Below are 11,838 nucleotides of genomic sequence, written 5' to 3' on the forward strand. Positions count from 1 at the left end.
CCCGTCAGAAGAAGGTCTTGGCAGCAGCGCCAGCCATCTGCCCGACAGGGCCGCCGATCAGAACGTAGAACAGCACGAAGATGCCGGACAGGCCAAGCACGAGGCGAAGCTCGCCCGCCATCGGCTGGAAGCCGCCGACCGGCTCGTCGAACCACATGATCTTGATGATGCGCAGGTAGTAATAGGCACCCACCACCGAAGCCAGCATGCCGATCACCGCAAGCGCGTAGAGCTTGGCGTCGATCGCCGCGAGGAAGACGTACCATTTCCCCCAGAAGCCCGCCAGCGGCGGGATGCCGGCCAGCGAAAACATCAGGATGGTCAGGATCGTCGCCATCATCGGATTGGTCGAGGACAGGCCGGCCAGATCGCCAATCTGTTCGACATTGCCGTCCTTGCGGCGCATGGCGAGGATGAAGGCGAAGGTGCCCAGCGTCATCACCAGGTAGATCAGCATGTAGATGACCACGCCGCGCACGCCGGCTTCGCTGTTGGCGGCGAGGCCGACAAGCGCGTAGCCCATGTGACCGATCGACGAATAGGCCATCAGGCGCTTGATGTTCTTCTGCCCGATTGCCGCGAAGGCGCCCAGAACCATGGAGGCGATCGAGACGAAGACGATGATCTGCTGCCAGTCGAGGCCGATCGGCTCGAACGCACCCATGGTCACGCGCACGATCAGCGCCATCGCAGCCATCTTGGGAGCTGCGGCGAAGAATGCCGTCACCGGAGTCGGCGCGCCTTCATAAACGTCGGGCGTCCACATGTGGAACGGCACCGCCGAGATCTTGAAGCACAGGCCGGCGAGCACGAACACAAGGCCGAAGACCAGTCCGAGCTGGCGCTCGCCGCCGGTCAGTGCCGCTGCGATCGCCTCGAACGAGGTATGGCCGGTGTAGCCGTAGACCAGGCTGATACCGTACAGCAGCATGCCCGACGACAGCGCACCGAGGACGAAGTACTTCAGGCCCGCCTCGGTCGAACGCACGTTGTCGCGGTTGATCGCGGCAATGACGTAGAGCGCCAGCGACTGCAGCTCGAGCCCGAGATAGAGCGCCAGCATGTCGTTTGCCGAAATCATCAGCAGCATGCCGAGCGTCGCCAGCATGGCCAGTACCGGGAATTCGAACTTGTCGAACTTCTCTGCCTTGGCAAAACCCACCGACATGATGAGCGTCACCACAGCACCAACCAGCGTCAGCAGCTTCATGAAGCGCGCGAACGGGTCGGAGATAAAGGCCGTGCCATAGCCCTGCCCGTCATGGCCGAACACCAGCATCCAGGCGCCGGCCGCAATCAGCAGCGCAACGGCCAGTCCGGTCACGGTCGTGTTGGCGCGCTCGCCGGAGAACACGCCGATCATCAGCAGCGCCATCGCGCCGACGGCGATGATCAGCTCCGGCATGGAGAGCGAGAGGCTCGAGAGGAGTTCGGGCGTCATGGTTCGCAAAACCCCTGTCAGTTCGCCGCCGCGGTCTGCGCGGCGTCGATCGATACGGTTACGTTATTGACCAACGCCTTCACGGAAGCCGCCGTGGCGTCGAACACCGGTGCCGGGTAGACACCGTAGAAGATGACCAGGATGACGAGCGGGTAGAGCACCACCTTTTCGCGGCCCGACAGGTCGAACAGGCCCTTCAGGCTTTCCTTGGTCAGCGCGCCGAAGACGACGCGGCGGTACAGCCACAGCGCATAGGCAGCCGACAGGATCACGCCGGTTGCGGCAAGCAGTGCCACCCAGGTGTTGACTTTGAAGATGCCGAACAGCGTCAGGAACTCGCCGACGAAGCCGCTGGTGCCGGGAAGGCCGACATTGGCCATGGTGAAGATCAGGAACGCCACCGCATATTTCGGCATGTTGTTGACCAGGCCGCCATAGGCCGCGATGTCACGCGTGTGCATGCGGTCGTAGACGACGCCGACGCAGAGGAACAGCGCGCCGGACACGAGGCCGTGGCTCAGCATCTGGAAGATCGCGCCCTGCACGCCTTCCTGGTTCATCGAGAAGATGCCCATGGTGACGTAGCCCATGTGGGCCACCGACGAATAGGCGATCAGCTTCTTCATGTCCTCCTGCATCAGCGCCACCAGCGAGGTGTAGATGATGGCGACGACCGACAGCGCGAAGACCAGCGGGGCGAAGAACTCGGAGGCCAGCGGGAACATCGGCAGCGAGAAGCGCAGGAAGCCGTAGCCGCCCATCTTCAGCAGGATGCCCGCCAGGATGACCGAACCGGCCGTCGGCGCCTCGACGTGCGCGTCGGGCAACCAGGTGTGAACCGGCCACATCGGCATCTTCACCGCAAACGAGGCGAAGAAGGCAAGCCACAGCCAGGTCTGCATGTTCTCCGGGAAGCCATGCGACAGCAGCGTCGGGATGTCGGTCGTGCCGGCCTGCCAGAACATCGCCATCACCGCCAGCAGCATCAGCACCGAGCCGAGCAGCGTGAACAGGAAGAACTTGAAGCTGGCATAGACGCGACGCTTGCCGCCCCAGACGCCGATGATGATGAACATCGGGATCAGCACGGCTTCGAAGAAGACGTAGAACAGCACGATGTCGAGCGCGCAGAACACGCCGATCATCAGCGTTTCCAGGATCAGGAACGAGATCATGTATTCCTTGACGCGCTTCTCCACCGAATCCCAGCTGGCCAGGATGCAGAGCGGCATCAGGAAGGTCGTGAGGATGACGAACAGCATCGAAATGCCGTCCACGCCCATGTGGTACGAGATGCCGGAATCGAGCCAGGCGAACTTTTCGACGAACTGGAAGCCAGCCTCGTTGTTGTCGAAATAGATCCAGATCAGCAGCGACACCGCGAAGGTGAAAACCGTGGTCAGCAGCGCGACGTTGCGGATATTGCGGCGCGCGGCATCACCATCGTCCCTGATCAGCAGGATCAGGAACGCACCGACCAGCGGCAGGAAGGTGACCAGCGACAGAATGGGAACGCCAGACATCAGAAGGAGCTCCCGAGCATCATCCAGGTAACGAGGGCCGCCACGCCGATCAGCATGGCGAAGGCGTAGTGATAGAGGTAACCGGTCTGCAGCTTGACGACACGGTTGGTGACGTCGACGACGCGGGCCGAGATGCCGTCGGCACCGAACCCGTCGATCAGCCAGCCGTCACCCTTCTTCCACAGGAAGCGGCCGAGCCACTTGGCTGGGCGCACGAACAGGAAGTCGTACAGCTCGTCGAAGTACCACTTGTTGAGCAGGAAGGCGTAGAGCCCGCGATGGCGTTCCGCCAGTACCTTCGGCATCTCCGGCGAGCGGATATAGAACAGGTAGGCCATCAGGAAGCCGGCGATCATCGCGACGAACGGCGCGAGCTTCACCCACATCGGCACACCATGGAAGTCGTGCAGGATATGGTTGGTCTCGAGCGTGAACAGCGCGCCCTTCCAGAATTCGTTGTAGCCCTCGCCGATGAACTGGTCGTGGAACACGACGCCTGCGAACAGCGCGCCGACGGCCAGGATGAACAGCGGCACCAGCATCACCGGCGGCGATTCATGCACATGGTGCATGACGTCGGCGGTGGCACGCGGCTTGCCGTGGAAGGTCATGAAGATCAGGCGCCAGGAATAGAAGCTGGTGAAGCAGGCGGCGATCACCAGCGCCGCGAAGGCCAGGCCGGCGACCGCATTGTGGCCGACGAATGCGCCCTCGATGATGGCGTCCTTGGAGAAGAAGCCGGCCGTGCCGATGATCGTCGCCGGGATGCCGACGCCGGTCAGCGCCAGCGTGCCGATGACCATCATCCAGTAGGTCGTCGGGATCAGCTTGCGGAGGCCGCCCATCTTGCGCATGTCCTGCTCGTCGGAGACGGCATGGATCACCGAGCCGGAGCCCAGGAACAGCAGCGCCTTGAAGAAGGCGTGCGTGAACAGGTGGAAGATGGCCGCCGAGTAAAAGCCCATGCCCAGCGCCACGAACATGTAGCCGAGCTGCGAGCAGGTCGAATAGGCGATGACGCGCTTGATGTCGTTCTGCACCAGGCCGACGGTCGCGGCAAAGAAGGCGGTGAAGGCGCCGATGAAGGTGACGACCGTCAGCGCCGAATGCGACAGCTCGAACACCGGCGACATGCGGGCCAGCATGAACACGCCAGCGGTCACCATGGTCGCCGCGTGGATCAGCGCCGACACAGGCGTGGGGCCTTCCATGGCGTCAGGCAGCCAGGTGTGCAGCGGCACCTGCGCCGACTTGCCCATGGCACCCATGAACAGCAGCAGGCAGACGATGGTCAACGCACCCTGCTTGTCGAGCGCATAGCCGAGGAAGGTGAGCACGGTTTCGCTGCTCGCTGCCGCCCCTTCGGCCGGCAGATAAGAAGCGGCGCCCGCAAAGATCGTGCTGAATTCGACCGAACCGAACAGGACGAACAAGCCGAAGATGCCGAGCAGGAAGCCGAAATCGCCGACGCGATTGACCACGAACGCCTTGATGGCGGCGGCATTTGCCGACGGTTTCTTGTACCAGAAGCCGATCAGCAGGTACGACGCCAGGCCCACGCCTTCCCAGCCGAAGAACATCTGGACGAGGTTGTCCGAGGTCACCAGCATCAGCATGGCGAAGGTGAACAGCGACAGATAGGCGAAGAAGCGCGGCCGATGCGGATCGTGATGCATGTAGCCGATCGAGTAGATATGGACGAGCGCCGACACCGTATTGACCACGACCAGCATGACCGTGGTCAGCGTGTCGATGCGCAGTGCCCAGTTGGCCTGCAGGCCGCCGGAATCGATGAAGCGCAGCACCGGAACGGTGAACACTTCGACATCGCCGAGACCGACGGTGATGAAGGCAACCCAGGACAGGGCAGCCGACACGACCAGCAGGCCGGAGGTGATGTATTCGGACGCCTTGGCGCCGATCGAGCGGCCGAACAGGCCGGCGATCAGGAAGCCAAGAAGCGGAAGGAAGACGATGAAGTGGTACATCATTGGCCGATCAGCCCTTCATCATGTTCACGTCTTCGACCGCGATGGAGCCGCGGTTGCGGAAGAAGACGACAAGGATTGCCAGACCGATCGCTGCTTCGGCGGCAGCGACGGTGAGTACGAAGAGCGCAAACACCTGCCCGACCAGGTCGCCGAGCTGGGCCGAGAACGCCACGAAGTTGATGTTGACCGCGAGCAGGATCAGCTCGACCGACATCAGGATGACGATGACGTTCTTGCGGTTCAGGAAAATGCCGAACACGCCGAGCGTGAACAGGACCGCCGAGAGGGTGAGATAGTGCCCGATACCGACAACCATGATCAGATTCCCTTGCCCGTCTCGACCTTCTTGACCTCGATCGCGGTGGCCGGCGTGCGGGCGACCTGAGCCGGAATGCTCTGGCGCTTGACGTTTGGCTTGTGGCGCAGCGTCAGCACGATGGCGCCAATCATGGCGACCAAAAGCACGAGGCCGGCGATCTGGAAGAAGTAGATGTAGTTCGTATAGAGGATGTCCCCGAGCGCAGCCGTGTTGTGGCGCGTGGCGATATCGGGCGTCGGCTGCGCAACCGCTGTCGCGAGCTTCGGCGCGAAGGCATAGCCGCCGGTCACCACGATCAGCTCGGCAGCCAGGATCAGGCCGACAAGCGCCCCGATCGGCGCATATTGCAGCGCGCCCGACTTGAGCTCGGCGAAGTCGACGTCGAGCATCATGACCACGAACAGGAACAGCACCGCCACCGCGCCGACATAAACGACGAGCAGGATCATCGCCAGGAACTCGGCGCCGGTCAAAAGGAACAGGCCCGCGGCGTTGAAGAACGTCAGGATCAGGTAGAGCACCGAGTGAACCGGGTTGCGCGCCGAGATGACCATGAAGGCCGACGCCACCGCGATGAAGGCGAAGAGGTAGAAAAATACCGCTTCAAGTCCGTTGAGCATGGGTTCCCCCGGTTTTCCTTTCGGGCCGAGCGCGCCTGCGCCCTGCCCTGTTCACGTCCTTGCTCCGCCTCCGGTGCAGGTCGCGCGTTCCTTAGACGAGCCGACTTGGCCCGTCCATTGTTCAAGCCTCAGCGATAGGGCGAATCCATAGCGATGTTGCGCGCGATCTCGCGCTCCCACCGGTCGCCATTCGCAAGCAGCTTGTCCTTGTCGTAGTAAAGCTCCTCGCGCGTTTCCGTCGCGAATTCGAAATTCGGCCCCTCGACGATGGCGTCGACCGGGCATGCTTCCTGGCAGAAGCCGCAATAGATGCACTTCACCATGTCGATGTCGTAGCGCACCGTGCGGCGGGTGCCGTCGTTGCGGCGTGGGCCGGCCTCGATGGTGATGGCCTGCGCCGGACAGATCGCCTCGCACAGCTTGCAGGCGATGCAGCGCTCTTCGCCGTTGGGATAGCGGCGCAGGGCATGCTCGCCACGGAAGCGCGGGCTGACCGGACCCTTTTCATGCGGATAGTTCAGCGTCGCCTTGGGCGCGAAGAACTGGCGCATGGACAGGAAGAACGCACCGACGAAGTCCTGCAGCAGCAGCGATTTGGCGGCTTGGGCTAGCGCAGACATCATGCGGCTCCCGAAAGCTTGAGGACGGCGGCGGTGATGACGACCATCGCCAGCGAGATCGGCAGGAACACCTTCCAGCCCAGGCGCATCAGCTGGTCGTAGCGGTAGCGCGGCACAAAGGACTTCACCATGGCGAACATAAAGAACACCATGCAGACCTTGAGAACGAACCAGATCACGCCTGGAACCCAGGTGAAGGGTGCGAAGTCGAATGGCGGCAGCCATCCGCCGAGGAACAGGATCGTCGTCAGCGCGCACATCAAAACGATCGCGACATACTCGCCGAGGAAGAACAGCAGGAACGGCGTCGACGAGTATTCGATCATGTGACCGGCGACGAGTTCCGACTCGGCCTCGACCAGGTCGAAGGGCGGGCGGTTGGTCTCGGCCAGCGCGGAGATGAAGAAGATCACGAACATCGGGAACAGCACCAGCCAGTTCCAGTCGAGGAACGTGTTCGGCAGGCCAAGCCGCGTGCCGATGCCGTCGCCCTGCGACAGCACGATGTCGGTCAGGTTCAGCGAGCCGACGGTGAGCAGCACGCAGACGATGACGAAGCCGATCGAGACTTCATAGGACACCATCTGGGCAGCCGAACGCAGCGCGCCGAGGAACGGATACTTCGAGTTCGAGGCCCAGCCGCCCATGATCACGCCATAGACCTCGAGCGAAGAGATGGCGAAGACATAGAGGATGCCGACATTGACGTTGGCGATAGCCCAGCCTTCACTGACCGGAATCACCGCCCATGCCGAGATCGCCAGCACCGCCGAGACGACGGGAGCGAGCAGGAACACGCCCTTGTTGGAGCCTGACGGGATCACCGGCTCCTTGAAGACGAACTTCAAAAGATCGGCGAAGGCCTGGAGCAGGCCCCAGGGACCGACGACGTTCGGACCGCGGCGCAGCTGTACAGCCGCCCAGATCTTGCGGTCGGCGTAGAGGATGTAGGCGACGAAGATCAGCAGAACGACGATCAGGACGACCGACTTCAGGAGAATGATCAACGCCGGCAGGACGTAGAAGGAGAAAAAGGTATCCATGACAGCCCTTACTCCGCCGCCTGCTTGAAGCCGTTTTTGGCCAGTGCCGAACACTCGGCCATCACCGCCGACGCGCGCGCGATCGGGTTGGTGAGGTAAAAGTCCTTCACTACCGAGGTGAAGGCTGCCTTGTTCAGGCGGCCGCCGAGCTTGGCGACCTTGGCGATGTCGTCATTGTCGCCGGCATCGATCTCGTCGATGCGCGCCAGATGCGGGAACTCCGCATAAAGCCTGGCGCGCAGCTGCTGCAGCGAATCGAAGGGCAGCTTGTGACCGAGCACGTCGGACAGCGCCCGCAGGATCGCCCAGTCTTCCTTGGCCTCGCCCGGCGCGAAGCCGGCGCGGCCGGTCACCTGGACGCGGCCCTCGGTGTTCACATAGGTGCCCGACTTCTCGGTGTAGGCAGCACCCGGCAGGATGACATTGGCGCGGTGTGCGCCGGCATCGCCATGCGTGCCGACATAGACCACGAAGGCGTCGCCGGTCTTGCTGAGGTCGAGCTCGTCGGCGCCGAGCAGGAACAGCACGTCGCTGTCGCCGAGCATGCCGGCAACGTTCTTGCCGCCCTCGCCCGGCACGAAGCCGACATCCAGGCCGCCGACGCGGGCGGCCGCGGTGTGGAGCACGGCAAAGCCGTTCCAGTCCGGACGGCTCGCCTTGACGGCGCCGGCAAGCTTGGCCGCCTGGCCGAGCACGGCCGCACCATCGGTCCGCGCGATCGCGCCCTGACCGACGATGATCAGCGGATGCGAAGCCTTCTTGAGGACCGAGAAGAACTTGCCGTTGCCTTCGGCCAGATCCTTGAGCGTGTCCGGACCCGAGCCCAGTTGCTCGTAGTCATAGCGGGTGTCGCCGACCTCGCCGATGACGGCAACCGGCACATTGGCTGCACGCCAATGCTTGCGGATGCGGGCGTTCAGCACCGAAGCCTCGAAGCGCGGGTTGGCGCCGATGATCAGGATGGCGTCGGCCTGCTCGATGCCTTCGATGGTCGGGTTGAAGATGTAGCTGGCGCGGCCCAGCGACGGATCGAGTGCTGCACCATCCTGGCGGCAGTCGATGTTCTTCGAGCCGAGCGACGCGATCAGCTGCTTCAGCGCATACATTTCCTCGGTGGTCGCGAGATCGCCGGCGATGGCGCCGATGCGTTCAGGCGACGCCTTGGAAACGGCATCCTTGATCGCGGCAAAGGCTTCCGGCCAAGTCGCGGGCGCCAGCTTGCCGCCCTTGCGGACGTAGGGCCGGTCGAGACGCTGCGTGCGCAGGCCGTCCCAAATGAAACGGGTCTTGTCGGAGATCCACTCCTCGTTCACCTGCTCGTTGATGCGCGGCATGATGCGCATCACTTCGCGGCCACGCGTGTCGACGCGGATGGCCGAACCGACGGCATCCATCACGTCGATGGATTCGGTCTTGGTCAGCTCCCACGGACGCGCCTGGAAGGCATAGGGCTTCGAGGTCAACGCGCCGACCGGGCACAGGTCGATGACGTTGCCCTGCAGCTCGGAGGTCATCGCCTGCTCGAGATAGGTGGTGATCTCGGCGTCCTCGCCGCGGCCGATCAGGCCGAGCTCGGAAATGCCGGCCACTTCGGTCGTGAAGCGGACGCAGCGCGTGCAGTGGATGCAGCGCGTCATGATCGTCTTGACCAGCGGGCCGATGTACTTGTCTTCGACCGCGCGCTTGTTTTCGTTGTAGCGCGAGCCGTCGAGGCCGAAAGCCATCGCCTGGTCCTGCAGGTCGCATTCGCCGCCCTGGTCGCAGATCGGGCAGTCAAGCGGATGGTTGATGAGCAGGAACTCCATCACGCCTTCGCGGGCCTTCTTGACCATCGGCGTGTTGGTGAAGATTTCCGGCGTCTCGCCGTTCGGACCCGGGCGCAGGTCGCGCACGCCCATGGCGCAGGATGCCGCCGGCTTGGGCGGGCCGCCCTTCACCTCGACAAGGCACATGCGGCAGTTGCCGGCAATCGACAGCCGCTCATGGAAGCAGAAGCGCGGCACTTCCGCGCCCGCCTCTTCCGCCGCCTGCAGCAGCGTATAGTGGTCGGGTACCGAAATCTCTTTCCCGTCGACCTTAAGCTTTGCCATAGCGCCTCAAATCCCGCGGCTAACCCGCATTCCGTCCTGCAAGGGGCGCGGCTTGCGCTGCGCCCCGAAATCCACAATTCACGCGGCTGAGTTGCCGCCGGCAAGCGTCACCGCCTGCCCGATCCAGTCGTCCCGGCCGATCCGGCCCTTGAAGCCGAGATAGTCGTCGGCCCAGGCCACTTCTTCCGGCGTCCAGCCGGCGATCTGGCCATAGGTCCAGATGCCGAGACCGTTCAGCACCTGCTCCAGCTTCGGCCCGATGCCGGAGATAGCCTTCAGATCGTCAGCCGCTTCCGGCCGTTCGATCGAAGCCGGCTGCCTGAAATCCTCGGGCTGGATGCCCGCCGGCGCTGCTTCGACCCCGGCAGCCTCGACACCCATCGGATCGGTCGCAGCGACAACCGCCGGCTTCGCCTCGGCCTTCTCCAGCTTGCGCGCCAGCGTCTTCACCTCGGCGATCAGCGACGCGGTCGAGGCCGCATCCCTCTTCGCAGTCGTCTCGCGCACCGGCTTGGCTTGCGTCGCACCGGTGAAATCGCCGAAGTCTGGCGAAAACAGGCGCTGCGCCGCCTCTGACGCACCGGTCACGGCCCCGATCCAGACGCCCATGGCGTGACTGGCGAGGCCGACACTCAGTGCGGAAGCAGCAGCGATTCCAGCGGCGGGGTGCACCATGAGGTTCGCCGTACCGCCAAACTCCTTGGGCAGCATCGCCACGAAGTCCCTGTTCATCTGCTCCAAACGTTCCATCTCAGGCACTGCACTTTCGGGAATGGGAAATGTCGACATTGATAGCTCCTTGTCGCCTTCGCCGTTCGCCTCTGCCTCGTCGTTTCCTGTTTCGGACCTTTGGCCCGCACTTTCTGACTTAACCCTTACTCCGCCGCCACCAGCACCGGCTCGGCGCGGTGCGAATTGCGCGAAAACTCGTCGATGCGCCGCTCGATCTCGGGGCGGAAGTTGCGGATCAGGCCCTGGATCGGCCATGCGGCCGCATCGCCCAGCGCGCAGATCGTGTGGCCTTCCACCTGCTTGGTGACGTCGAGCAGCATGTCGATCTCGCGCTTGTGCGCTTCGCCGCGCACCAGGCGCTCCATCACGCGCCACATCCAGCCGGTGCCTTCGCGGCACGGCGTGCACTGGCCGCAGCTCTCGTGCTTGAAGAAGTAGCTGAGGCGCGCGATCGCCTTCACGATGTCGGTCGACTTGTCCATGACGATCACGGCAGCCGTTCCGAACGACGACTTGCGCTCGCGCAGGCCGTCGAAATCCATCGGGCAGTCGATGATGTCCTCGGCCTTGACCACCGGGCAGGACGCGCCGCCGGGGATCACCGCCAACAGATTGTCCCAGCCGCCGCGAATGCCGCCGCCATGCTTTTCCACCAGCTCGCGGAAGGTGATGCCCATGGCCTCTTCGACGGTGCAGGGCGTGTTGACGTGGCCGACCAGCATGAACAGCTTGGTGCCGACATTGTTCGGACGGCCGATGCCGGAGAACCAGGCAGCGCCACGGCGCAGGATGGTCGGCGCAACGGCGATCGACTCGACGTTGTTGACCGTCGTCGGGCAGCCATAGAGGCCGACATTGGCCGGGAACGGCGGCTTGAGGCGCGGCTGGCCCTTCTTGCCCTCGAGGCTTTCCAGCAGGGCGGTTTCTTCGCCGCAGATATAGGCGCCGGCGCCGTGATGGACGTAGATGTCGAAATCGTAGCCGTTCTTGTTGTTCTTGCCGATCAGCTTGGCCTCATAGGCCTCGTCGATGGCGCGCTGCAGCGCTTCGCGCTCGCGGATGAACTCGCCGCGCACGTAGATGTAGGCGGCCACCGCACCCATGGCGAAACCGGCAAGCAGGCAGCCTTCGACCAGCGTATGCGGGTCATGGCGCAGGATGTCGCGGTCCTTGCAGGTGCCCGGCTCGGATTCGTCGGCGTTGACGACGAGATAGGACGGGCGACCATCGGGGTTGCTCTTGGGCATGAACGACCACTTCAGACCGGTCGGGAAGCCGGCGCCGCCGCGGCCGCGAAGGCCCGAAGCCTTCATCTCGTTGATGATCCACTCGCGGCCCTTTTCGATCAGGCCGGCGGTGCCGTCCCAATGGCCACGCGCCATCGCCCCGGCCAGCGACTGGTCGAAGCGGCCGTAGATGTTGGTAAAGATGCGGTCCTTGTCTTCAAGCATGATTACGC

10 protein-coding genes are annotated in these 11,838 nt (G+C 63.6%); all 10 read right to left on the reverse strand.

Annotated features, from left to right (window positions below):
- Positions 1-4: 4 nt before the first annotated feature.
- Positions 5-1,441, reverse strand: a complete 1,437-nt coding sequence (nuoN, locus tag GGR00_RS02980) for an NADH-quinone oxidoreductase subunit NuoN (protein WP_055969359.1) — start codon at positions 1,439-1,441, stop codon at positions 5-7.
- Positions 1,442-1,458: 17 nt separating this feature from the next.
- Complete coding sequence (locus GGR00_RS02985; protein WP_055969362.1) at positions 1,459-2,964, reverse strand: NADH-quinone oxidoreductase subunit M; 1,506 nt, start codon at positions 2,962-2,964, stop codon at positions 1,459-1,461.
- A complete protein-coding gene (nuoL, locus tag GGR00_RS02990; RefSeq protein WP_184698080.1) occupies positions 2,964-4,952 on the reverse strand; it encodes an NADH-quinone oxidoreductase subunit L in 1,989 nt (662 codons plus the stop codon). The genes GGR00_RS02985 and nuoL overlap by 1 nt, the downstream gene beginning before the upstream one ends.
- Before the next feature lie 10 nt (positions 4,953-4,962).
- Positions 4,963-5,271 (reverse strand): NADH-quinone oxidoreductase subunit NuoK, encoded by a 309-nt coding sequence (nuoK, locus tag GGR00_RS02995; RefSeq protein ID WP_055969368.1) that lies wholly within the window; start codon positions 5,269-5,271, stop codon positions 4,963-4,965.
- Between the two features lie 2 nt (positions 5,272-5,273).
- Positions 5,274-5,894 carry an NADH-quinone oxidoreductase subunit J gene (locus GGR00_RS03000; protein WP_055969371.1) on the reverse strand — a complete coding sequence of 207 codons (621 nt, stop codon included), beginning with the start codon at positions 5,892-5,894 and terminating at the stop codon, positions 5,274-5,276.
- Positions 5,895-6,022: 128 nt separating this feature from the next.
- Positions 6,023-6,514, reverse strand: coding sequence for an NADH-quinone oxidoreductase subunit NuoI (gene nuoI / locus GGR00_RS03005; protein WP_055970601.1), 492 nt, complete (start codon positions 6,512-6,514; stop codon positions 6,023-6,025).
- Positions 6,514-7,557 carry an NADH-quinone oxidoreductase subunit NuoH gene (nuoH, locus tag GGR00_RS03010; RefSeq protein ID WP_055969376.1) on the reverse strand — a complete coding sequence of 348 codons (1,044 nt, stop codon included), beginning with the start codon at positions 7,555-7,557 and terminating at the stop codon, positions 6,514-6,516. Before nuoH ends, nuoI begins: the two co-directional genes overlap by 1 nt.
- Positions 7,558-7,565: 8 nt before the next feature.
- Complete coding sequence (gene nuoG / locus GGR00_RS03015; protein ID WP_055969379.1) at positions 7,566-9,647, reverse strand: NADH-quinone oxidoreductase subunit NuoG; 2,082 nt, start codon at positions 9,645-9,647, stop codon at positions 7,566-7,568.
- A 78-nt stretch (positions 9,648-9,725) separates the two neighbouring features.
- The gene (locus tag GGR00_RS03020) at positions 9,726-10,436 is read right to left on the reverse strand and encodes an NADH-quinone oxidoreductase subunit E (protein WP_246441258.1); all 711 of its coding nucleotides are present in this window, start codon (positions 10,434-10,436) and stop codon (positions 9,726-9,728) included.
- An 86-nt stretch (positions 10,437-10,522) separates the two neighbouring features.
- Positions 10,523-11,830, reverse strand: coding sequence for an NADH-quinone oxidoreductase subunit NuoF (gene nuoF / locus GGR00_RS03025; protein WP_055969385.1), 1,308 nt, complete (start codon positions 11,828-11,830; stop codon positions 10,523-10,525).
- Positions 11,831-11,838 lie beyond the last annotated feature (8 nt).

This window comes from Aminobacter aganoensis, assembly GCF_014206975.1.
In the GTDB taxonomy this organism is placed as follows: domain Bacteria; phylum Pseudomonadota; class Alphaproteobacteria; order Rhizobiales; family Rhizobiaceae; genus Aminobacter; species Aminobacter aganoensis.